Origin of the sequence: Halopseudomonas sp. (assembly GCF_036961105.1) — a bacterium.
GTDB lineage: Bacteria > Pseudomonadota > Gammaproteobacteria > Pseudomonadales > Pseudomonadaceae > Halopseudomonas.
In genome coordinates this window covers 116,975-140,661 of sequence record NZ_JBALWW010000003.1, presented here as the reverse complement: position 1 = coordinate 140,661, position 23,687 = coordinate 116,975, and the positions used below count along the sequence as shown (strand labels likewise).

The following is a 23,687-nucleotide window of genomic DNA, read 5'->3' as shown; positions in this document are numbered from 1 at the left end:
GTTCTCGTTGGATGATATATGTCTGGGTGTGTTCGACTGCCCTCACTCCACGCCGCAGTTATCGGATGAAGGCCCATTCATGGTGCGAACTCAAGATATTCGTGGTGGATACTTTGATACTTCTTCAGCCGTTCGTGTAGATGAAGAAGTGTATGCAGAGAGAACGAAGCGAGTAGAGCCAACATCCGGCGATGTGCTGTTCAGCCGCGAGGGCACCTATTTTGGTGACGCTGCAGAAGTGCCTAGCGGCATCCGCGTCTGCCTCGGGCAGAGAATGGTCCTTATTCGTCCAGACCCCGAGAAAATAAGATCGAGTTATCTCCGCATGCAGATTAACTCCGCCGAGTTTCAATCGATGCTTCGACAGTTTCGGGACGGCACAGTTGCGGAAAGGCTAAACCTCCCTGTTATCAGGTCTCTGCAGTTGAAGGTGCCGTCTCTGTCAGAACAGGATTTCATTGTTAAAAATATCTCATCCATAGAACGGAAAATCGAACTCAACCGCCAGATAAACACAACGTTCGAAGCCATGGCCCAAGCGCTGTTCAAAAGCTGGTTTGTGGATTTCGATCCGGTGATCGACAACGCTCTGGCCGCCGGTAACGAGATTCCGGCAGAGCTGGCCGCCCGCGCCAAACGCCGTGCCCAGGTCGCGCAATCAACAGCATCAGAACAAACCCACACCCTCCCCGCCGCCATCCGCCAGCAATTTCCGGATCGTTTTGTGTTTACCGAAACCATGGGCTGGGTGCCGGAGGGGTGGGAAGCAGTTTCGCTAGAGGATGTGGTCGAGCTAATTGGCGGTGGCACGCCCAAAACCACGACAGAAGAGTACTGGGGTGGCGATATTCCATGGTTTTCAGTGGTTGACGCGCCAGCGAAGTCAGACGTTTTTGTACTCAAAACGGAAAAAAATATAACGGAACTTGGTCTTTCGAATTGCTCGACCAAGCTCCTACCAGAGGGTACTACCATCATCAGTGCACGCGGCACAGTGGGCAAGTGTGCTCTGGTAGGAAAAGCGATGGCCATGAACCAGTCATGTTATGGCATACGAGGTAAGTCCGGCATCGCTGACTACTACGTGTATTACACGATATTGCTACGGGTATCTGACCTACAGCAGCGTGGCCATGGTTCTGTGTTTAATACAATAACCCGGGACACTTTCAAGTCCATATTAACTCCGCGCTGTCCTGCAAGCCTGACTGCTATTTTTCATACTCAAATCGGCGATTCGTTCTCAAGAATACGTGCGAATAATCACCAAAACGACAGTCTCGCACACCTCCGCGACACCCTCCTCCCGAAACTCCTCTCCGGCCAACTGCGCATCCCCGACGCCCAAGCCGCTGTAGACGAAGCTATGGCTGAAACATGATCCAGCTGCATTGCACACAAAAGCTCTACGCCAAACTGCCGGTCAACACTCAGGGGCGGCTGCCGAATACCCGAGCACGTCCGGTTGCAGCCAACGACCCAGCCGAGAGTCTGCTGAGCGGCTGGCATGCCAACCTGGTTACCCTGCAGCGGCGCAACTGCGTGCTCTTTGTGCACAGCGCCACGCGCTTTCCAGTGCTGCTCACCTGTCTGACCAAGCCTGACTTTGCCGAGCTGGATTATCATTTTCAGGATGGCCTGATGAATACCCTGCTCAAGGCCGGCGCCAATCAGGCGCAGCTGGATGCTGCTGCCAACGCCCTCACGCCACTGCACTGCGATACCCAATGCAACCGCTCTGTGCAAGGCACCCTGAACCACATGAAGCAGGACCTGGATCACCTGCTCTGGTATGACCAGCTGCCCATCACTGACCTCGCCCCCTATAGCGCCAGTGCCTGGCTGGCGGAAAGACCCTGCATGGCCAAAGGCGTTAAAGGCTGCATCTGGCCAGTGCGCGCCATGCTTGCCTTGCTGGACAGCGCCAACCAGTCGCCCCACTTGCCCGCCTCCGACGTCTGAGGGCAGCCCTCGCCGCTTTTGTTACCGTAATCAGCCGGTTTAATTTATCTAGATTAGTCATACCCACAGGGTTGCTATTGCAAATACTACAAACCAATGCAGAAAACGGGGTCAGATGACTGGTTCGATCCGCACGGCGGTAGCGCCTATACGCTAGCCAGCCGATCAACCATATCAGGGTACTGCTCCACCAATTTAATCAGCAACGCCGCCTGAGCGTTGGGCTTGGCCTTATTCTGTTCCCAGTTGCGCAGGGTTTCGACACTGGTTCGTACGCGCATGGCAAAGACCTTTTGCGACATCTTCATTTTCTTCCTCAGGGCGACGATTTCATCAGCCGTTACCTCGGGCGCGGGCCGGCTCTCGACCGTCACTTGGCGCAGGGTGATCTTGCCCTCCCGCTGAGCCGCCATCTCGTCGATGCCCTGCATCATTTCGTCGAACAAATTGCGCTTGCTCATTTGGCACCTCGCTTATTCAACTCAACCATGATCGCCTGTTTGAGTTGTTTCTCTTGGTCGGCAGTCAGATTTTCCATTTCGTCTTTATCGTAGATCGAAAACATCCAGAATTGACCGTCCCCCATCAGCCAGTAATACACCACGCGCAGACCGCCGCGCTTTCCTTTCCCTCTTCGGCTATCAGCCCAACGCAATTTACGAAAACCACCCGTTCGAGGCATCACGTTACCGCACTCAGGGTTCGCCAGCATCTCAATCTGCAACTGCCGATACTGGTCGTCCGTCAGATAGTTGCCGACCCGTTCGGTGAAAATAGTGGTTTCAATGAAGAGTCCTTTCATGGCATGAAGTGTAGGCATACTGCCTATACTTTTCAAGCAATGGCAACCCCGCCAGGCGGCTCTCTCTAGTCCAAGGGATGCCTGGCAGCTACTGCGGCTTGAAGGGCGGCAAGGGCTTTATTTGGCCAATCAGGACAATGCTGGCACTATTGGACCAGATGGCTGGAAGAACCTGATAGTGCGGGATAAGGGAGTACCCAATGAGCTTCAACGAAGCCAAACTGGAACAAGCGATTATCGAGCTGCTGGGGCAGCAGGGTTACCCGCACTTTACCGGCGATAGCCTCAAGCGCGGCAGTAACAGCGAGGTGCTGCTCAAGGATGATCTGCGCCAGTTTCTAGCGGCGCAGTATGCCGCCGACAACATCACCCCCGGCGAAATCGAAGCCGTTATCCAGCAACTGGAAAGCCTGCCCGCGCTGGACCTGTACGACTCCAACAAGACCATTCACAAGCGCCTAGCCGATGGCTTTCTGCTCAAGCGCGAGCACTCCCAACAAAGCCAAAAAGACCTCTACATACAGCTGATCGATTACGCGGGGCTGCCAGAGCAGCGTGTGCCGGCCGCTGACGAGGTTGAAACACTGGTGGTGGAACCTGCTGCCGCTTACCACACCGGCAACATCTATCGACTGGTCAATCAACTGGTAATTGAAGGTACGGAAACACGCATCCCAGACGCCATTCTGTACGTGAACGGTTTGCCGCTGGTGGTGTTCGAGTTCAAGAGCGCAGTGCGCGAAGACGCGACTATTTATAACGCCTGGGAACAGCTCACTATCCGTTACGTACGCGATATCCCGGAGTTGATGAAGTACAACGCCCTGTGTGTGATCAGCGATGGCGTGAATTCACGCATGGGGTCGCTGTTTGCGCCTTACGAGTATTACTACACCTGGCGGAAGATCACCGGTAACGAAAGCATCGAGCAGGACGGCATCAACGCTCTGCATACGATGATCGAGGGCTTGTTTCATCCGGACCGGCTGCGCGCGGTTATTCGCCACTTTATCTACTTCCCGGATGTGTCGCGCAAGGAGGATAAAATCCTCTGCCGCTACCCACAGTTTTACGCGGCCAACAAGCTGTATGACAACATCCTCCAGCACCGCAAACCGTTGGGCGATGGCAAGGGCGGCACCTATTTTGGTGCCACCGGCTGTGGCAAAAGCTACACCATGCTGTTTCTCACCCGCCTGTTGATGAAGAGCGTGGCGTTCGAGAGCCCCACCATTGTGCTGATTACCGACCGCACCGATCTGGACGATCAGTTGGCTGGCCAGTTTACCAACGCCAAGGGGTATATCGGCGACCAGACGGTAGCCAGCGTGGAAAGCCGCGCCCAGCTGCGCGAGCTGCTCAAGGGCCGCAACAGCGGCGGTGTATTTCTGACCACCATTCACAAGTTCACCGAAGACACCCGACTGCTCACCGAGCGCAGCAACGTGATTGTGATATCGGATGAGGCGCACCGCAGCCAGGTGAACCTGGACCAGAAAGTACGGGTAACCGACAAAGGCGTAAAACGCACCTTCGGTTTCGCCAAATACCTGCACGACTCGCTACCCAACGCCACCTACGTAGGCTTTACCGGCACGCCCATCGACGCCACTCTGGATGTGTTTGGTGAGGTAGTGGACAGCTACACCATGACCGAGTCGGTGAAAGACGAGATCACCGTGCGCATCGTTTACGAAGGCCGCGCTGCCAAGGTGCTGCTGGATAACGACAAGCTCAAAGAGATAGAGGCCTACTACGCCAAGTGCGCGGAAGACGGCACCAATGAATATCAGATAGAAGAAAGCAAAAAAGCCAGCGCCAACATGACCGCCATCCTGGGTGACCCGGATCGTATCAAGGCGCTGGCCATCGACTTTGTGCATCACTATGAGCGGCGCATCGAAGAGGGCTCAACGCTCAAGGGCAAAGCCATGTTCGTGTGCAGCAAGCGCGAGATTGCCTACGCCTTCTGGCAGCAGGTTATTGAGCTAAGGCCGGCGTGGAACGAGGTGCTAGCGGCTGAAGCCGGGGTGGAGCTGACCGAGCAGGAGCGTAAAGACATAAAGCCGATGCAACGGATCAAGATGATCATGACGCGCGGCAAGGATGATCCCAAAGCGCTCTACGACATGCTTGGCAGCCAGGAGTACCGCAAGGAACTGGATCGCCAGTTCAAAAACGCAAAGTCCAACTTCAAGATCGCCATCGTGGTGGATATGTGGCTGACCGGTTTTGATGTGCCCTTTCTCGACACCCTGTATATCGACAAGCCGATCCAGCGCCATAACCTGATCCAGACCATCTCACGCGTCAACCGCAAGTTCGAGGGCAAGGAAAAGGGCCTGGTGGTCGACTACATCGGCATCAAGAAGCAGATGAATATGGCGCTGGCGCATTACAACAAGGCAGACCAGCAGAACATCGAAGAGATAAACCAGTCGATCGTGGTGGTCAGGGATCATTTGGACCTGCTCAACAAACTGTTTCACCGCTTTGATGCAACGCTCTATTACTCCGGCACGCCCTTGCAGCAGTTGAACTGCCTGAACATGGCAGCTGAATATGCACAGATTACCGATAAGATCGAAAAGCGCTTTATGGCATTGGTTAAACGCTTGAAAGCTGCCTACGACATTTGTTGCGGCTCGGAGGCCGTGAGCCAGAACGAGCGTGACCAGATTCACTTTTATCTCGCCGTGCGCTCTATCGTGTTCAAGCTCACCAAAGGCAGCGCGCCGGATATCGCCCAGATGAACGCCCGCGTGCGTGAGATGGTGGCTGAAGCGCTGAAAGCTGACGGCGTTGAGGAAATCTTCAAACTGGGCGAAAGCGGCGCCGGCGAGATGGATATCTTCGATGATGACTATCTGGCCAAAATCGAGAAGATCAAACTGCCCAATACCCGAATCAAACTCTTGCAGCAGTTGCTGGCCAAGGCAATCGAGGATTTCAGAAAGACCAATAAAACCAAAGGCGTCGATTTTGCCAAGAAATTCAAAGCGCTAGTAGAGCATTACAACGAGCGCAATGAAGACGATGTATTGGTGAGTAACGTGCTGGAGGATTTTTCCGATGAGATTGTCGATTTGATCCAGGCGTTGAAGAAAGAACGTGAGTCCTATGCTGATCTAGGCATTGATCTGGAAGAAAAGGCCTTCTACGACATCCTGAAAGAGCTTGCCGTAAAGTACGATTTTACTTACCCCGAAGACAAACTGCTCACCTTGGCCGCTTCGGTGAAAGTCGTTGTGGACGACAAGGTTCAGTACACAGACTGGAGCCAACGAGCCGACATCAAAGCCGAGCTGAAGGTAGAACTCATTCTGGTCCTGGCCAAATACGGCTATCCGCCGGTAGACCGTGATGAGGTGTACAAAGAAATTTTCGAGCAGGCGGAAAACTTCAAAAAACACAGGCAGCCTGCCCCAGTTCCTGGGTGAATGAGGGCACCATTGGTGCCATCAAGTGCTTTCGCGCCTAGTCTCCTCGGAGCTTCCTCCGCAGGGCGGCACAAACAAAACAAAACAAAACAAAACCATTGACCTTCAAGTTCGCTTCAACCTTACCGTCATCTCGCGCTGATCGTCCCATACCTGACGGGACCAGGAGTGTCAGTCGCACCACTCTCAATTGGCGGAGACATGACAAAAGTGAAGACCTTGAAAGCCACTGCATTGTTTGCAGTACTCATCCTTGGCACGCCCATAGCGCCAACTCTGGCCGACCCTAAAAGTCAGACCAACGAGGTCACCATCGACCTCGCCGGCCACAAAGTACCTGTGGTCGCCGGCGGTCTGTATGACCGCTACCACTCCAATCCGCCACTGAGCGTGATTGCTGAGGAAGACCCAAGCCTGGATCTGAGCTGGTTCAAAACACTGGACAAAACCCGGGTAGACATGGGCTTTGAGTCCTATTCTCCCAACTTCTACTACCGCAACAGCCGCGTGACCCTGGTGTTTACCGCCGACATTGATCGGCTCACCGCGTTGATGCCCGCCGAGGTGCTGGCGCAGGTGCAACCGCTGCAGATCTGGCCCGGCCGTGGCCTGATTGCGCTCACCGCTTACGCCTATCACTACTGCGATAACGACAGCTATAACGAGATTGCCCTGTCGGTGGTGACCAGCAAACCGGGCAGCGCCAACCTGGGGCCCATCAGCCTGATTGGCCAGTCGTTGTCAGCTGATCTGTGGGGCTATGTGTTCAAGTTGCCGGTTGATACCGAGCTGGCCCGCGTGCGCGGCGTGGTGGGTTACAACCTGCCGAAGTGGCTGACCAGAATCGACTACCGTGAGGACGTTGAAGCCCTCAGCTTCGATGTGTACGACAGCGAATCCGGTGAGCTGGATTTCACCCTGCGGGCCAATCGCCTGGAGGACGTATCAACCGAGCCAACGCTGGTCACCAACAGTTTTACCAATCTGGATCACGCAGGTCAGCTCAGTTGGGGGCACGCGGTTTCCCGCCAGTTGCGCCACGCCTCCACCTCCGACGCGGACTCTGCCACCCTGACCCTGGGCGATGGCAGCCTGTCGAACTTTATCCGTTCGCTGGACCCGGGTCGCATGATCAAATACGAGTATGTACCCGAGTTTCAAGGCGCTCTGTATGCGCCCGAGCCGCTGGCGACGCTGTTAAGCAAAGAGTGATAACGCGTATTTGATCAGGCTTCGAGCTGGCCAGACGTGCTGCGGCCGGCTCGGTAGCTGCAATGCTAAAGTGAACACAAGTTAAAAGACCGGAGCAGATACCCATGAAGATTGGCGAGCTGGCAGAGCAAACCGGGCTGGCGCCCTCGCGGATTCGCTTCTATGAACGCATCGGTTTGCTGAAAACGGTGCGGCGCCTGGCCAATGGGTATCGCAGCTATCCGCCCGAAGCCGTGACGGCGCTGGGTATGATTACGGCGGCGCAGAAGGCCGGTTTCAGTCTGGATGAGTTGCGCACTCTCCTACCGTCGGACCTTGCCCAGTGGAATCACCAGGCTCTCACCGACGCACTGCGGCAGAAAATCCACGATATCAACCTCATGCAGCAACGGTTGGCCGACAGCAAAGCCCAACTGCAGCAGGTGCTCGATCAGGTGGAAGCCAAACCGGACGACATCGACTGCGCCACCAACGCCAAACGCGTCTGGTCAAAATTCAGCCTGGCTGAAGCAACAACCACTGATGCGCCACCTCAGCATAACCAAGACCTGAACCGGTAAGCAGCGGGCCAACGCGCGCCATAGCTCATAAGCTTGGGCAGAGACTTGACATTCAATACAGCTTCAACCTTAGCCTGAGCATCCAACACACATCCGGCCCCCGGCCGTAGAGGAGAGACCCGATGCAGACCATCCTTGGCGCCAGCGGCCAGATTGGCGAAGAGCTGGCCCGCGCGCTGCATAAAGACTTTACCAGCGACATCCAGTTGGTAAGCCGTAACCCGAAGAAGGTCAACGAGAGCGACCAGCTGTTCAGTGCCGACCTGCTCGACGCCCGCCAGACCCTATCTGCCGTTGAGGGCGCGCGCACCGTCTATCTGACCGCGGGCCTGCCGATGGATACCCAGCGCTGGGAGGCGCAATGGCCGGTGATGATGCACAACGTGATTGAGGCCTGTTCGGCCCAGGGCGCGCGCTTGGTGTTTTTCGACAACACCTACATGTACCCGCAAACCAGCGAGCCGCAAACCGAAAATGCGCCTTTCAAGCCCTACGGCCCCAAAGGCAAGGTGCGGGCGCAGATCGCCACGCAACTGCTGCAGGCCATGGATCAGGGCAAGCTTGAGGCGATGATCTGCCGGGCACCGGAGTTCTATGGGCCCGGCAAAACCCAGAGCATCACCAACGCCACCATCATCAACAATGTAAGAAGTGGCAAGACCGCGCGCGTTTTCCTGCGCGACGACACCCTGCGCAGCCTGATCTATACCCCCGATGCCAGTCGCGCCATGGCGCTGCTCGGCAACACCGCAGACGCCTGGGGCCAGACCTGGCACCTGCCCTGCGATGATCAGCGCCTTACCTATCGCCAGTTCATTGCACTGGCAGCAGAGGTGTTTGGCACTCAGGGGGACTACAAGGTGATCAAGCAATGGCAGATGAAACTGGCCGGGCTGTTCAACCAGACCGCACGTGACGCTGCAGAGCTCCTGTCCCGCTACAAGGTGGACAACATCTTCGTTTCCGACAAATTCAAGCAGCGCTTTCCAGAGTTTGCGGTTACGCGTTATCGCGAGGGATTGCTTGCCATGCGAAATGAATGATGCAAAGCGCACGGCGAGCCACCGCTGGCTTCACCCGTAGGGTGCGCAACGCCGCAGGCTTGCGCACCAGAGCGGCCTCCGCTGATACACGCCTCGACCCAAGAGAAGCAAAGAAATAGCGAATATCCCCCACCCGAACGCAACAGCAACTTCGGGTTGAATTCCCAGCGAAACGGCACTGGTTCACACTTTGAGCGGCTGCCCAGGGAACTTATTTTTTGCGCGATAGGCATTAGGTACAATTTGGGCGAGGTATTTAACGGAATATCAATAATTTAAGGAAAGCGACAATGTCTAAAGGGGCTGCAAAAGGCAAAAAATCCACCTCGCTCGCCGACGAAGCGGTCGAAAAATACACCAAGAACCGTTCAGTCGCCTCTTCCAAGCAGACGGAAGAAAGCGCAGTTTCCAGTCAGTTTTCCCAGATTGAAAGCAATCCGTTTCACCAGATCGTCGTGCAGTCAGACGCTTCGCCTACGGAAAAGAAAGACGCCGTTGCCAGAGCCCTGGCCTATAGCGAGGCTGAATCCAAAGAAGAGAACGAAGCGAGACTTGCCTCCTTTGAAGAGTTCAAGGAATACCTGATGGCGTACCGCAAGGAGATGTCGAAAGAGATCATCCGCCTTGCCGACACTGAAGCCTTTTCCGAGCTACAAGCCGTGTTTGCCGACATGAACTCGGCCTTGCTGGATTTTGAGACACAAATCACCCCCCTTATTGAAATTATTGACGCCGTACATCGCCTCAATATGGCCAGTGATGGCGCCATGTACGACGTATTCAAGGAAATTCAGGAAGACAAGGAAGAAGAAGAGCGCATCAAACAAGCTCGCGCCGAGCAGGAAGCGGAACTGAACGCGCTTGAAGCCGGGATTCTGGAGCTGAACCAGGATATCGCAGCCTTGAACGAAGAACGTTCATGGTTCGGCTTGGGCGGAGTCAAGACAAGCGCCTTGCAAGACATCGCACGCAAGGAAGTGCTGATTGAAACCCGCAAAGGCGAGATTTCTGCACTGCGTGAAAAGATAGAAAACACGACCTTTACCCGAGAGTCCCGGTTTGCCGAATTTGCGGCAGAAAAAGAGCAGCTCCGCGAACTGCTGGATATCACCTCTGACGAACACAAGGACCGTCAGGAAAGCCTGGTGAAAGCTGCGCTCAACTTTGTGAACACGACCGACGAGCGCACCGGCTCCGTTCTGGGCCGCATGGATAAAATCAAATCGCAGATCAAGAATGTCGATACCGTAAACGGCAACATGAAGCGCATTTTCGCCGTGGTCAGCGACGGCATAAAAGATGCTGAAGTCAGCAACGCCGATCTGTTAAACAACTTCAATGTCGCGCCCGAGGCCGAATCGACCCTGGCGCAGTATGAGCGCGAAGACAAGATCGAAGCGGTGAATGAACATATCGAGGCGCTGACCGCCTCCAAGGTCGACACCTTGAGCACCTTGGGCGAACTGCAGGAAGAAAGCATGAACATCAAGTCCATGCGTGACACCAACAATCAGCAGATCAGCCACACCCGCAAGATGCACACCAGCGGCACCGCTGGCATCGCAAGCCGCCTGAGCACCGTGTTGACTGCGGTCTCCTCCGCCGCCTTGAACGAGGCGCGTACAACAACGCAAAACACCCTCAACAACATGAACACCATCACGCATGAGATTGCTCAGAACGAAGCCATCAAGAATGCGACCAACATGCACCTGCAAAATGACGAGCTGTCCAAAGCCATTGAGCAGTTGGCTACCTACAAGGACATCAGCGATAAGGCCACGGAAATTACGCGCTCAGCACTGGAAGAGCAGAAAGTGTTGCAACGTGAAATTGAAGAAACGGCGACAAACCTGGCCAACTCTATCAAGAAGGCAAAAGGCGTCACCGCCGAAGTGATGAACGAAGGCGCAACGAGCCACACTGATAACGTCGTTGACATCCCGCCCAAGGACCTCAAAACGCCTTTCTCTGATTTTAAAATCTGAGTTCAGCAGAGCTATCCCTCAGCAACCCCTGCATCGTGCCTTAACCATTGCATCCGCTCTGGTTAAGGCACCTGCCAGATAAAAGCGCGCGAGCTGACATTCGGGTCAGCGACTGCAAAACGGACGCGAGATTCCAATGCACGGACAGCCCAATACCCCGATACACGACCACCTGATACGCGGCGATGCCTACCTGGCACAACGCCCGGAATTCTCGCTGGTTGGCCGCACAGACACCATACAACAGCTGACAGCTATCCTGACCAGGCGGCACGCCAACAGCATCCTCCTGGTCGGTTCCGGGGGCGTAGGCTGCTCGGCTTTGTGCCTGGGCCTGGAGGAGCGAAAGTCAGCCCAGGATGCACCCTACGACCTGATCAGCAAACGCTTTTATTGGCTCGATAGCGATGGTTTGTTCGCATCAGGCAACCCCAGCATCATCAATGACAGCTTTCAGAAAACCTTAAAGATACTTGCCCGCACCCCCGACAGCGTACTGATCATTGAAGACATGCGGGACTTCATCGAGGCGTCCCGAAGCAACGGCGCTTCCAACCTGATCAACGCGCTAATGCGCGCTGTGCGCAAAAAGGACACCCAGGTTATTCTGGAAAGCCGGGATGCAGATCTGAATATCGTTCTGAGTGCCCACTCGGACATGCGCGAATGCTATACCGTATTCGACCTGGGGGAGCCTGCTGCCGATGAATTGAAGGCAATAGTCGAGCAAACCGCCCGCCGCCGGTTGGAGCCGTTTCACAAAATCCGCATCGCCGATTCGGCAATAGCCACGGCGCTTGACCTCACTGAAAAGTACCGTGTGCGTGACATGGGCTTGAACCGGGCGCAACCGGAACGCTCGCTCACCTTGCTGGATCGCGCATTAACCAGCTATCGATTACGCGCGCACTCCAAAGATCCGAAATTGGTCGCGTTGGAAGCCGAGCTCGAATCACTAACCAAGGAAGAGGCTAGCTCTGCACGTATCGATACGCTGAAAGCGAACATTCAGGCCACCGCCGAGAGCTGGCAAGCACGACAGCACAGTATCAAAACGCTGTTTCAGGAATTGCGTGGCGGCGAAGAGGGTATTCGCCGGTTGGAAGACGAGCTGGAAACGCAGCTTGTAAAGGAAGCTGAAGCCAGACAGAGCGCGGCCGGTGACCAGGAAGCCAAAAGCAGCACCTCTGCAATGAATCGATTCATGCTCGACACGGTGAATCTCGACTCCGAGATTGTGACGCGCATCAAACAGAAGATGAATCAGTACGAAGCCCTGGTAAAAGAGAAGAAAGCCGAATTTGAAGCCCAAACCAGGGAAATCAACGATCAGCTTGAGTTGCAACAGGAACAGGTGCTCATTGAATTCAGCGCCATTTCCCGAATACCGGTAACCAAACTCACGCAGGATGAGCGCAAGAAACTGCAGCACCTCAACTCCCAACTGGCCAAACGTGTGTATGGTCAAGAGGTCGCCATTACCAAGCTCGCCAACCAGGTGCGTGTTGCCAAAGCGGGATTGCAGGCGCCGAACAAACCGCAAGCCTCTTTCCTGTTTTTAGGCCCATCGGGTGTCGGTAAGACCGAGATCGCGAAAGCATTGACCGCAGAGTTGTTCGACGACGAAAACGCCTTGCTGCGCTTCGATATGTCCGAATACATGGAGAAGCACGCTGTTGCCAAGCTGATTGGCGCCCCTCCGGGTTATGAGGGCTACGAAGCGGGCGGCATTCTCACCAACGAGTTACGCAAGAATCCCCGCCGCATCATTCTCTTTGATGAGATTGAAAAGGCACATCCGGATGTTTTCAATGTGTTTCTGCAGATCCTGGACGACGCACGGCTGACCGACAACCGCGGGCTGACGGTGTCGTTCAGAGACACCATCATCCTCATGACCACGAACATTGGCACCCAGCATTTCCTGGGCGAAGACAATTTCTCGGTGGCAGAAGAGCTGGCGCTGGAAGACCTTGAAAAACAATATCGCCCTGAGTTTCTCAACCGCTTCAATGGTCGGCAGAACATTGTCTGCTTCAACACCCTCGGCCTTTCGATCATTGAAATGATTGCGACGCGGGAAATCAGCAAGCTCAATGAAATGGTGCAAAGAACCCTGCCTGGTCTAACCATTGAGATGAACCATACCGCGCTGGCTGCCATGTGCCGCGACCACTACAAACCAGTCAACGGCGCACGGGGCATTACCGGGTATATCGAGGGCGTCATCAAGCCCGAGATTGCCAATACCGTACTCTTCGCCGAGCAATCAGATGGCACCATTACCATCGGTTACGATGAGGCACAGCGCCGCGCAGTGATGAGTTTGCCGGAGAGTGCAGGTGCTGAATAACCAGCAGGTTGGCGGAGCGTGACGATGCCAGAACAGGATCCTTTGGTTGAACGGGCACGTAGACTGGAAGCAGCAACCAGTAAGCGAACAAATACAGTGGATACCCGACCTGCATGGGTCGGCAGGCTTGACCGCGCACTCAAGCTCAACGGCGGGCTGATCAAAACCTACGATGCGTGCGCCTTTGTTCTGAGCAAGCTGGCGCTGCTTCTGACCTCTGTATTCAGCTTCATCTCCCGCCTGTTCAAGTGGGCCGCCTACGAGCGCGAAGACGGCAAAGTGAAGCTACAGGCAGACGGCAGGCCAATGTATTCAGCCAAGCGATTGAGCATTCGCTTGGCTGCTTTTTTTGCACTGGCCTGGCTGCTGCACATTTCACTCTCTGCGGTGTACTTCTACTCAACCACCTTCGAAGAACTGGTTTACACCACCGGCAAGCAGGAAATACAAAATGGCGAGCTGTACCAGTTTACCGGCTGCACCTCGCTACCCTGCAGCACCGCGTTGGAGAACGGCAAGTTCTACCAGATCAAGGAAAGCTGGTATTTTCCGTACCTGGTGTATCCGGAAGAAAACGTGTTTGCCAACATTCCCCAGCAGGATGCCGCTTGCCTGGTAAAAGGCTACGGCCTTTATTTTCGTCGGCTGAAGTTCATTCACCGCGGGCTGCAGTGGTACCAGAACGTGTTCAGCGTAGCTTGCCGACCTTATACCGATGAAGAAAAGCAAAGGGCCATAACGTCAGGGCAGGTTAGTTCGGTGACTGAATAGGGGGAAGTGATTTGCAAGCCTATGCCAGGGGGTCGGCGCATCATCGCGCATAAACGGTTCCTGTGCGGGTAATGTCCTCCAGCAAGCCCGCTCGCGCCTCATCCAGGGCGGTTTTCGCACTGAGGATGAAACATTCATACAGCCCCGGAGCGATGCCCTGTGCCCACAGGCGCTTGCCAGTGGTGATAACTTGGTATTGCATTACGGTAGAAGCAGCCCGCAGATCGAGCAGATCTACGTCGCAACCGGCAATATCCGCGAGCTGCCCCGCCAGTTCCCACAACCCCACAGCATCTGGCGGCGTATCTGCAAGAATCGCCAGGTCCAGATCGCTTCCTGGCCCCGCCTGCCCGCCAGCTTGACTACCGAACACATAGACGGCGGATAAGCTGGGGATGGCGTTGAGCAAGAGATCGAGGATGGCTTGGATGTTCATGTTGGCTTTCTGCGGCGTTACGAGAATCTCAGAGTATCGTTGTCGCTGACAGCGGGCTAGCAATGCACGAAGCAGAATAGCTGTCTTTAACGGCAGTGAGAACGTCGATGATTTGTGGACGGCTTTCCCGGAGAGCTTTTCGACACTTTTTCGACACCTTGCGAATTGGCGGAAAAAGACCGCACCATCGAATGCTTTGCGCTGAGATGTAAACTGCCCCGCGAGAGGATTATTCGGCGCTGCGCGCCTCACCCCTTCGGGCTGGGCCGGCGGCAGTCCGGCCGTCGGCATGAATGCCGACGTTCTTCGCCTGCTGACGCAGGCTCGTCGAACCGCGAGGGTTCTCAGCCGTCGTTTCACCGCACAAATGAAAAAGCCCCAGCTTCGGGATGCACCTTGCATGCTGAGACTTCGAGCGGGATTATTCGTCGCTGCGCTCCTCACCCCTTCGGGGCCGTTGTCGCTTTGCGACAACGTTCTTCGCCTGCTGGTAGCAGGCTCGTCGAACCGTGAGGGTTCTCGTCCGTCTTTCACCGGACAAAGAAAAAGGCCCCAGCTTCGGTATGCACCTTGCATGCTGCGATTCCGAGAGGGATTATTCGGCGCTTTGCGCCTCACCCCTTCGGGGCCGTTGCCGCGTTGCGGCAACGTTCTTCGCCTGCTGGCGCAGGCTCCGGTCGAACCGTGAGGGTTCTCGTCCGTCGTTTCACCGCACAAATGAAAAAGCCCCAGCTTGCGCTGGGGCTTTTTCATTTGTCTGGCGGAGAGAGAGGGATTCGAACCCGTTTTTCCGGGTGCTGGTTGTTCCTCTATGTTCCGCAACACATTGATTTTAAAGGCCGCCAGCAATTAAAAACGCTTGGTTGTTCCGCTACGTGCCGCTACGTTTTCGACACTTTATCGACACTAGCAGTTTTCATTGACCTTCCTATTGTTTTCTTCTGATGGATTGATTTTTCTTTGGTCAATCCAGAATCTGCATCTGTCGCTGTTGGCTCTTTCTTCCTGTTGGTATTGCTTTCTTCTTTCGGTATCTCTCGCCGCCTGCGCTGCTCGCGCTGCTTGCCTTTCCGCCTCGACCTGCCGCTGGCGTTCTTGCATTTCCCTTATTTCGTACTGTAGTGCCATTTTTGTCAGTACTATCCTCGTGCCGTCGTGCAGTAGCCCCCCAATCAGCACACCTATTGAGATTATGATTACCCAGCTTGTTCCGCTCCTACCAGCTCTTCTCCTGGGGCTTCTGATTACATCTTCTTCATCTACTCTCATCGGTCCTATTACTCTCCCTGTTTTCGGGCGTACCAGCGCCTAGTGACTTCCGTTGTGATCGCTATCCCGCGTTGTGATTGGTCAAGTTTCGGTTGGCTTCGTCGTATTCGGGGCTTGTCTGTCCAGTTGCAGGCATTACTTCGCCAGTCATTAGCCACCATCTATAAGCTGGAAAAACTTTTCCAAGGATCTCTATTTCTTCCGCACCTACCCTCGCCCTGCCGCGCTTGATGTTTGTCCATCGCGGATAGTCGGTGCTTCCTGCTCTGGCTAGCTCTGTAATGCCTGCCAATCCAATCAATAGCATCGCTCTATCAGTAATGCTCGCGCTCATTGAAAAATTCAACTCTCTATACTATGTACAGGCACATAGTATACCTGTAGTATTTGTACATAGGGCAGATACATAGTATCCGCCAATTAACGGCTAATTAAACAGGAACATACAGGCGCAACGATGGAACAACAAGCCCCTATAGCCCCGGTTGCTACCCCTATTCCCCCGCTTATGCCATGGCGTGAATTCGCCGATTGGATTCGTATGCCTCAGTCGATTGTTCGAGGTTGGCTTGAGTCGGGTTATCTGCCGTTTGAGCGCATTGGTAAACACAAGCTTGTGAACGTCGCGCTTCTATCCAAGCAGCTGCTTGAAAGGGAGACCTACTGATGAATCAGCTTTTTATAGCCCGTTTGGTTCATGCCCTGTGGCTTGTTCGGAGTTCTTCTGATTACGACATCATGAAACAGAATTGGGAATTTGCCCTTGGCATGATTGAAGGTGCTGCTGCGCTGGGTGTTATCACTTGGAATCAGTCCTCTGATCTTCAGCGTCTTGCTCATAGTGCACTGCTCTCAAGCCGATCCGTTTACGTTGGTCAGTACATATGAGTGGCAATCGTAACGAAGTCGAGTTCTTGAAGGGGTTGGAGTGCATTAAGCGCCGTCACAAGCCTTTCTGTTCTTGCTGTCTGTCGCAGTCGGTTGCGGACGCTATCGAGTCTTCTCTTTTGGCCGTTCGCTCTGCTACTGACCTCGATGACCTGCAATTCCGTGCTGGTATCGCCTTTGGCGCACTCGAAGCCTATGTGCACGTTGGGGCTATCAGCACTGCGCATAGCCTTAATGCTCACCGGTTGCTTGAGTCTGCTTTTAATTTTGCGCCCGCGCGGGTGGCCGCATGAATGCCATCCGCAACTACAAGCCCCGTCATGAGCCTGGCTGCAACTGTGCTGTCTGCACTACGGCTGAGTACGTCGCCAAGATGCGCACCCGCGCTGAGATTCGCCGTCAGCGCTGCCATGAGATTTTGAACAATCCCTTTGGCTACCGCCGGGAGTCGAGCGGCTGGATGGAAGAACGCCCAGCCAAGCCCATTGATTACCGCAAAGCCTCTGAAGGTGAGGTGTAACCATGACCTGCAACAGCGACCGCCAGCTAACCGATGGCTATGTGCTCTGCCAAGAGTGCGGCCACGTTGAGGAATACACGGCTGACCGGGCGGAAGGCCGTGAAACCTGTATTCGTTGCAGTGCCAAGTTCTGCGGTTGCGAGTGCTGTAACGGTCTGGCCCGGCTGAATCTTCAGCTGAAAATTCATGAAGCTAATGATGGTGAGGGTTGATTAGATGGCTGCGATTGGTATCGCCGTATGCTTTGTTAGTGCCATGTTTCTTGTCTACGTGGTTGCTTGCTTCGTGGCCCCGTATTTAGCCGCTTATGTCGTGTCGCCTCAGCCGGCTCATTCAACTGGCAAGCCCGCTGCGCTCCCAGGCTTTAGGTTGGCGCGCTATCTGGCCCGTCTTTTATGGCATTGGACATTGCCTTTCGTATTCGGCGTCGTCGCTGCCTCTGTTGTGTCCCTGTACGGAATCCAGTCCAGCGTTGAAATGATTGATCACGCCCTTGACGCCTCCATGCAGCGAATGATCGATAGCTGTGCCAATCAAGCTCCTGAGACTGAGGAAATTAGCGAAGCGAAGCGAAGTCTGTTTCCTCCGGCTCGGGGGCCAACAAGCCCAAAGGGCGCGTTAGCTGCGCACCCGCCGGAAACACAGTTTTAACGCATACAGCCCGCGTAGTGGCTGAAACGTAAAACCCCTGCAGTACCGAGAAGCGCCCCTCAGGCGGTTGGCGAAAGATGGGCTGTCTGTTGGGATTCGTTCGGCCTGCAGAAAGGTAAAAACCGCGCAATCAAGCGCACCACAACTGAGGTAATACCCATGGCACGTACCACAATGGAAGTCGCGTTTCTGAGCACACAAAAACTGGAGTTCACCTCCAATGGCAACCACGTCAAACAGGTAAAGCTTTTCTACGGTGATGAGCCAGACGGCGAAACCGAGAACGGTCTCTCTATCGTCAGCATGGATGTCCCCTTGGAGGTGGCAGATGAAGTGTTTGCTGCTGGGGCTAATTTCGCCCCGCTCGAACAGGTTCGCATCAGCTTTGAGGTATCACGGGCAGGTAAGCAGAAAGGCAACAACCTCTGTATGCATGTTGAATCCGTCAAGGCTCGATCCGACAAGCCAGCAACCGCTGCACCCTCAACCGCTCAACCCAAGCCATAAACAGGACGGGCCTAGATAGTGGAAACCTACCTTTCACAAGTCACCCTGGGTGATATCTGGGCCCTGATGTTTATTCAGAACTCCATTCTGATTATCGCCCTCGGGCTTATTCACGGACATCAGCGATGAACCCAGATGACTCTTTCTTTGGTCCAGATACTGACCGCGTGCTCACTCGCAGCTACATGCTGATTCTTCGGGCGTTGGTCCACATCCTGATCCCTGTTTGCATGTTGGTCGGCTTTGTCTTGGGTGGTCACTTCGATGGGCATCTTGGTCTAGCTGTGCTGTTCGGTTTCTGTTCCCTGTTGCTGTCGGCCTGCCTATTTGTGGCATTTGAAGATGCGGAAGGGCGCTTCTGATGGCCTTCGCCTGGACAACCTATCTCTACATCGCCGGGGCGTCCCTCGGCTGTCTTGGCCTCGGTATTTCGTGGGGTCAGTTCCGCCTCGGCTGGAAGGAAATTATAGACGCGTCTGCATAGCGTCCCGTCTCTTGATGCATTTGCATCAGAGCGCCTCGCGGTTATCGGTGCCGCTGCGGGGTTGCAATCAAAGGCACTCTTTACTGGAGACACGATCATGAATCGTAAAACCCAACTGGCCGAAGCTGTACAGCTCGGCTCCGTTACCGGGCAGCAAGACACCAGTGTCGGTAAAGCACTGGGCGGCAAAGCTGCTGTTGTTATGGCTGTTGCGAGCGGTACTGCAATGTCCTCGGGCATGGCCAATGCGGCCATCACTGTTCCGCCTGAAATGCTGGAAGTGTTCGTTGATCTGGCGACTGCCTTCGGAACCCTGATGGCTGCTGGTGCCGTGCTGTTCGGCGTCATCCGTGGTGGTGTTGCGCTGTTCAAGATCGCCAGCCGTATCTTCTCGGCTGCTGGGGCGTAACGGGCGGCGGGCAGGTGGTATTTACTGCCCGCTGTTTTGGTTGGTCTGGCAACAAGGTCGGCCAGTACCAATAACGACTAAGGGGCCTTCGGGTCCCTTTCTAGTTTTGGTGTCTCTATGCGTAACTTCTTGCTGTTTTTTCTTGTCTTTGCTTCTTCTGCTTATGCGGAGGATTATTATTTTATTTTGCAGTCTGATCCAACTAATACGCGATATCCGTCTGCACCTGCGGCTTGCCTTTCGCTGGGCACTGTCAATGGGTCCACTACTATAACTGTATATACAGGGGGTGTTCGCAAAGACGGGCCTGTTAATTTTTTTTGTGAGGCTAGGAATTCTCCCAAGCCGCCTGGAACCTGGGCACCTTATTATGCTTATTCAAAGCTTGTCTATGGTTATGGCGATTCCTGCCCAAATCCAACCGATGCCTATAATTCTGAGACTGGCGCGTGTGAAGTTGATTGCTCCACCAAGTCTGGTCAGTCTGTTTCGTGGGCTGTAACTGTTCCGGGCTTTGTCTCTTCGGGTAATCACGGCCTTTTAGAGTTTGGTTCTGTCGATGGTTGTCGTGTTGATCTTGGCACGTTTTCTTGTGGTGCTGCTGATAATGGTGAGGATGTCGGTTATTGCACTGGTACCGGTTCTTTTACTGGTACTTCTCCTTCTACCGGTGATACTTCTCTCGGTGTTTCTGAGCCTACTGATCCAGTTGACCCTACTGATCCGACCGACCCGACCGACCCGACCGACCCGACCGATCCCACTGATCCCACCGATCCCACTGATCCCACTGATCCCACTGATCCTACCGATCCCACTGATCCTACCGATCCAACCGATCCCGGTGGCGGTTCTGATGGTGACTCTGATGAGCCTTTTGATCCCTCCGGTATTGAGGATCGTATAGATGAGTCGAACCGGTTGCTGAAAGGTGTTCGCGATGCCGTCGAGGGTATCAAAGAGTCTCTTGGTGATCTGGCTGAGGGGTTGTTCGGTGATCCTGGTGAGGGCGATAACACTGGGCCTGAAGGCGTTGAGGCCGGGTCTCCTGATGGTGATTTCGGTGATGAGGATGCGTCCGGGCTTGGTAGGGGTGTCGGTGATGAAGTCTCTGAGTCCGTTACTGATGCGATAGACGCTCAGGTTGAACAGGAGCTTGAAGAACTTAGTTCCTTGCTTGATGAGTTGCCAGATGAAGTTGAACAAGCCTTTGACACTCCGAAGTTTAATGATGTCAGCGGTTATTTGGATGATTTGTTGCCTCGTAGTGCAGGTTGTTCTGCTTTCGTGTTGCCTATAAGTGCTATGGGTTACAGCTTTGTTCTCAATCTCGATTTCTGCATTCTTTCCCGATTAAAAGTTCTCCTTGAGTGGATGATCTGGGTTTTTACCGGCGTTGGCGTGTGGCGAATATTCTTTTCTGGGCTGCGTCTTGAAGATGTTAAAGCCGCTAAAGGAGGCTTCTGATGCTTGTGCTTATTAGGCTTTGTCTTTCGTTCCTTCGCGCTATTTTTAAGTGGCTATTTAGTTTTTTTCCTGTTTTTTTTAAGCGTCTATCTGCCTGGTCCAGTGGTTTTCTTACTGCCATGCTTCCAGGCTTGTTGGTTTCTATAAAGCAACTTTTTTCCGGTCTGGCCAAGTATATGCTCGGTGTGGCCGCAATCTTTGTTGCGATGACGGCGTTTATATCCGCTATTCACTTCATATTGGGAGGCCTTATCAGAATGTCTGTTCCGGCTGATTTGATTCAGATTGGCGCTATGTTTCTGCCCTCAAACTTATCAGCCTGCATCAGCGTTCTTATTGTTGCTCGCATCAAGTCCCTTGTTTTCTTTTGGGTATCGAAACTTTCTTCTGAGATGGCCAAGGCCTAATGGCGGTCTATATCGTTACCGGCAAGCTCGGGGCAGGTAAAACCCTGCTGTGCATCATCAAGATACTGGAGTACCTGAAAGCCCGTCGCCGGGTCGCCGTGAACGTCGATGTGTTCATGGACAAGCTGTGCAAGCCCAATAACAAACACTCTCGCGTTGTGCGCCTGCCCGATCTGCCCACCGCTGATGATCTGCTGGGCTTGGGCTTCGGTCACGAAACCTATGATGAAGAACGGTTCGGCGGCATCTTCCTTGATGAGGGCGGGGTGTGGCTGAACTCGCGTGACTGGAACCAAGGTGGCCGCACCGATCTACTGAAGTTCTTTCTGTTCCTCAGAAAGCGCCGTTGGGATCTGTGGCTTTGCGTCCAACACGTGGGCGTGATCGACAAGCAGGTCAGGGAATCCATCGCGGAACACGTGGTGTACCTCAACCGCTGGGACAAAATGAAAGTCCCCTTTCCCTTCGGCCTGCTCGGCCGCATCTTCTCGCTCGGTTTCTACAAAGGGCGCCTGCCAAAGCTGCATCAGGCGGTAGTGAAATACGGCGCCAAGTTCAACTCGCCCAAGGTGGAAGATATCTTCTACCGCGGCGAGCAGTACTACAGCTATTACGACACTACTCAGGAATACAACAAGGATTACGACAAGGGTTCGTACTCCATGCTGCCGCCTGGCTACTGGCGTCGCTCCCTTCCTCGTGCCCCGCGCAATCTGAGGTTCTACATGCGAACAACCAAAATATTCTTCCGTCGCTTCCGCATTGTTAACGCCTTCTTTCTTGGTGGGGCTGTGGCTGCGGTGGTCGCGTTTCCTGTCTTCGCTGCTATCGCCTTTATTGCCCAGCCTGATGCGCCTGCTGTCGTGGCTGAGGCTAAAGCAGCTGAGACCATATCGCCTTTCGAGGCATTAGGTCCGCTGCAGATCGCGGGCTATATCCGCACACCTGATGGCGTCTCTTACTCCTTCACCGACAAGGACGGTCGGCGCATTCGGGGCTCTGACCTTGCCGCTAAATCCATTGAGGTGGTCGACCACGGCCCAACTGAGGCGGTGCTGCAGTCCGGCCCGCATTCCATCACTGTTTACCGTTGAGATACCGCCATGCTGACTGAAAAGCACTATCTGCGGTTGTTCTACGCGCTACTTCTGTTCTTTCTTATTACCTTTGCCATGGCGCTGTTCGGCTCCCGGCAATGTTCCGCTGTTGAGCGTGTCGAGTTTTACGATGCCACTTTGCAAGACTTCGTTGATTTCGCCTCAACCCAGCTAAACAAGTCGATAGTGGTCGGTGCTGAAATTGGGCAAACGCCTATTTCGGTGTTTGCCACCTATGACTCACCGGCCCAGCTGGAACGCTTGCTGGCTGACTCTGTGGTGTCATCGGGTCTTTACTTCTCGGCCACCGCTTCAACCCTGCGTATTAGCGCCGCGCCTGTCATAGAATCGCCGGAAATTGCTACCCGCGTGTTTCAGTTGCGCCACCTGCAGTCCGACTTTGCCTATCAGGCGGTGCGTGATGTGTTGACCTCTCGTACCCAGGGTGCTGAGTCTGCCAATGTTTCAACGGTTACGCCTTCGCCGACCTCTAACGCCGTTATCGTCTCCGGCACGGAATCCCAGTTGGAAACGGTCGCGGCAGTACTGGCTGAGATAGATCGGCCGAGGCGCCAGGTGCTGATAACTGCAGTTGTCGCTGAGCTCGCTGATGACGACTTTGAAGCGCTTGGCCTGAATGTGGGGCTTGATGGCAGCCGTACCAGTATCGCCGGCACGACCGTTAGAAGCTCCGACCGATCCGACCTTGGCTTTAGCGTTACGTTCTCCGGGCCGACCTTGTCCGCGTTCCTCCAGGCGGTGAAATCCACTGGCCGCAATCGCATTCTGTCGACGCCTCAGCTGCTTACGCTGAACCGGGAAAAGGCCTCTATCGTCGTCGGCCAGAATGTCCCGTTCGTGACCGGCCAGACCACCAGCGGCTCGACTCCGGCCAGCGATCCCTTTCAAACCATCGTGCGTCAGGATGTGGGCGTAACCCTTGAGGTCACCCCCTTCATCACGCCCGCCGATGCCATAGAGCTGCAGGTGATGCAGTCGGCCTCTACGGTCTCCGATGACACCACCGCTGCCGACATCATCACGAATACCCGCAAGGTGGCCACCCGCATACAGCTGCAGGACGGCGACGGCGTATTGCTTGGCGGTCTCCGGTCGCAGCAGACCGATAGAAGCGTCTCCCGCGTTCCTATCCTCTCTGATGTGCCTTTTATCGGTCGGGCCTTCCGCAGCACCTCTGAGCGCACCCGAACGACAAACCTTGTCGTCCTGATCAGTGCCCGCATCCACACCGAGGCAAACCCGGTCGGAGCCGATGTGCTTGATGAATACGGTATGGGCGCAGGCGCGACCGGCGAGGGTTTCGGCGCAGCCGGTGCGCTCGCCGGTAGCGCTGCGCGCTGACGTCCCTGTAGCACGTCAGATAAAAGTCATCAAAAACAGTTGTTAGACCATCGTTAAGG

22 protein-coding genes are annotated in these 23,687 nt (G+C 54.6%); 18 read left to right on the top strand and 4 right to left on the bottom strand.

The window, feature by feature from the left end:
• Nucleotides 1-79: 79 nt before the first annotated feature.
• Nucleotides 80-1,381: a restriction endonuclease subunit S gene (locus V7756_RS05320; RefSeq protein ID WP_335609118.1), complete on the top strand. Its 1,302-nt coding sequence runs from the start codon at nt 80-82 to the stop codon at nt 1,379-1,381.
• Nucleotides 1,378-1,962 (top strand): DUF6933 domain-containing protein, encoded by a 585-nt coding sequence (locus V7756_RS05315; RefSeq protein ID WP_335609117.1) that lies wholly within the window; start codon nt 1,378-1,380, stop codon nt 1,960-1,962. Before V7756_RS05320 ends, V7756_RS05315 begins: the two co-directional genes overlap by 4 nt.
• A 146-nt stretch (nt 1,963-2,108) precedes the next feature.
• Here V7756_RS05315 and V7756_RS05310 read toward each other — a convergent pair whose 3' ends face one another.
• Together V7756_RS05310 and V7756_RS05305 are read right to left on the bottom strand one after the other, a co-directional pair.
• A complete protein-coding gene (locus tag V7756_RS05310) occupies nt 2,109-2,423 on the bottom strand; it encodes a helix-turn-helix domain-containing protein (RefSeq protein ID WP_335609116.1) in 315 nt (104 codons plus the stop codon).
• Complete coding sequence (locus V7756_RS05305; RefSeq protein WP_335609310.1) at nt 2,420-2,764, bottom strand: toxin; 345 nt, start codon at nt 2,762-2,764, stop codon at nt 2,420-2,422. Before V7756_RS05305 ends, V7756_RS05310 begins: the two co-directional genes overlap by 4 nt.
• A gap of 200 nt (nt 2,765-2,964) precedes the next feature.
• Between V7756_RS05305 and V7756_RS05300 the strand changes: the two genes are divergently transcribed.
• From V7756_RS05300 to V7756_RS05270, 7 genes are all read left to right on the top strand, one after another.
• Complete coding sequence (locus V7756_RS05300) at nt 2,965-6,204, top strand: type I restriction endonuclease subunit R (RefSeq protein WP_335609115.1); 3,240 nt, start codon at nt 2,965-2,967, stop codon at nt 6,202-6,204.
• 201 nt (nt 6,205-6,405) lie between these two features.
• Nucleotides 6,406-7,416, top strand: a complete 1,011-nt coding sequence (locus V7756_RS05295) for an acetoacetate decarboxylase (ADC) (protein WP_335609114.1) — start codon at nt 6,406-6,408, stop codon at nt 7,414-7,416.
• Nucleotides 7,417-7,520: 104 nt separating this feature from the next.
• Nucleotides 7,521-7,976 carry a MerR family transcriptional regulator gene (locus V7756_RS05290; RefSeq protein WP_335609113.1) on the top strand — a complete coding sequence of 152 codons (456 nt, stop codon included), beginning with the start codon at nt 7,521-7,523 and terminating at the stop codon, nt 7,974-7,976.
• Nucleotides 7,977-8,098: 122 nt separating this feature from the next.
• Nucleotides 8,099-9,019 (top strand): NAD-dependent epimerase/dehydratase family protein, encoded by a 921-nt coding sequence (locus tag V7756_RS05285; RefSeq protein WP_335609112.1) that lies wholly within the window; start codon nt 8,099-8,101, stop codon nt 9,017-9,019.
• 290 nt (nt 9,020-9,309) lie between these two features.
• The gene (locus V7756_RS05280; protein ID WP_335609111.1) at nt 9,310-11,007 is read left to right on the top strand and encodes a hypothetical protein; all 1,698 of its coding nucleotides are present in this window, start codon (nt 9,310-9,312) and stop codon (nt 11,005-11,007) included.
• A gap of 322 nt (nt 11,008-11,329) precedes the next feature.
• On the top strand, nt 11,330-13,360 hold the full coding sequence (locus V7756_RS05275; protein WP_335609110.1) for an AAA family ATPase: 2,031 nt from the start codon (nt 11,330-11,332) through the stop codon (nt 13,358-13,360).
• Between the two features lie 96 nt (nt 13,361-13,456).
• Nucleotides 13,457-14,131: a hypothetical protein gene (locus V7756_RS05270; protein WP_335609109.1), complete on the top strand. Its 675-nt coding sequence runs from the start codon at nt 13,457-13,459 to the stop codon at nt 14,129-14,131.
• A 40-nt stretch (nt 14,132-14,171) separates the two neighbouring features.
• Here the strand turns inward: V7756_RS05270 and mntA are convergent, their stop codons facing one another.
• Complete coding sequence (gene mntA / locus V7756_RS05265; RefSeq protein WP_335609108.1) at nt 14,172-14,567, bottom strand: type VII toxin-antitoxin system MntA family adenylyltransferase antitoxin; 396 nt, start codon at nt 14,565-14,567, stop codon at nt 14,172-14,174.
• Nucleotides 14,568-15,473: 906 nt separating this feature from the next.
• The gene (locus V7756_RS05260; RefSeq protein WP_335609107.1) at nt 15,474-15,836 is read right to left on the bottom strand and encodes a hypothetical protein; all 363 of its coding nucleotides are present in this window, start codon (nt 15,834-15,836) and stop codon (nt 15,474-15,476) included.
• A gap of 666 nt (nt 15,837-16,502) precedes the next feature.
• On the opposite strand from V7756_RS05260, the gene V7756_RS05255 reads away from it, so the two are divergent.
• The 9 genes from V7756_RS05255 (at nt 16,503) to V7756_RS05215 (ending at nt 23,628) form a co-directional block, all read left to right on the top strand.
• Nucleotides 16,503-16,724: a hypothetical protein gene (locus tag V7756_RS05255; protein ID WP_335609106.1), complete on the top strand. Its 222-nt coding sequence runs from the start codon at nt 16,503-16,505 to the stop codon at nt 16,722-16,724.
• A 289-nt stretch (nt 16,725-17,013) separates the two neighbouring features.
• On the top strand, nt 17,014-17,244 hold the full coding sequence (locus V7756_RS05250; protein ID WP_335609105.1) for a hypothetical protein: 231 nt from the start codon (nt 17,014-17,016) through the stop codon (nt 17,242-17,244).
• Nucleotides 17,245-18,054: 810 nt separating this feature from the next.
• Nucleotides 18,055-18,402 (top strand): hypothetical protein, encoded by a 348-nt coding sequence (locus V7756_RS05245; protein ID WP_335609104.1) that lies wholly within the window; start codon nt 18,055-18,057, stop codon nt 18,400-18,402.
• A 125-nt stretch (nt 18,403-18,527) separates the two neighbouring features.
• Entirely contained in the window at nt 18,528-18,764 is a 237-nt protein-coding gene (locus tag V7756_RS05240; protein WP_335609103.1) for a hypothetical protein, read from the top strand.
• Between the two features lie 219 nt (nt 18,765-18,983).
• Complete coding sequence (locus V7756_RS05235; protein WP_335609102.1) at nt 18,984-19,295, top strand: hypothetical protein; 312 nt, start codon at nt 18,984-18,986, stop codon at nt 19,293-19,295.
• A gap of 117 nt (nt 19,296-19,412) precedes the next feature.
• Nucleotides 19,413-20,762: a hypothetical protein gene (locus tag V7756_RS05230; RefSeq protein ID WP_335609101.1), complete on the top strand. Its 1,350-nt coding sequence runs from the start codon at nt 19,413-19,415 to the stop codon at nt 20,760-20,762.
• Complete coding sequence (locus V7756_RS05225; RefSeq protein ID WP_335609100.1) at nt 20,762-21,169, top strand: hypothetical protein; 408 nt, start codon at nt 20,762-20,764, stop codon at nt 21,167-21,169. Before V7756_RS05230 ends, V7756_RS05225 begins: the two co-directional genes overlap by 1 nt.
• Nucleotides 21,169-22,263 (top strand): zonular occludens toxin domain-containing protein, encoded by a 1,095-nt coding sequence (locus V7756_RS05220; RefSeq protein WP_335609099.1) that lies wholly within the window; start codon nt 21,169-21,171, stop codon nt 22,261-22,263. Before V7756_RS05225 ends, V7756_RS05220 begins: the two co-directional genes overlap by 1 nt.
• A gap of 9 nt (nt 22,264-22,272) precedes the next feature.
• Nucleotides 22,273-23,628, top strand: a complete 1,356-nt coding sequence (locus tag V7756_RS05215) for a type II secretion system protein GspD (RefSeq protein ID WP_335609098.1) — start codon at nt 22,273-22,275, stop codon at nt 23,626-23,628.
• Nucleotides 23,629-23,687 lie beyond the last annotated feature (59 nt).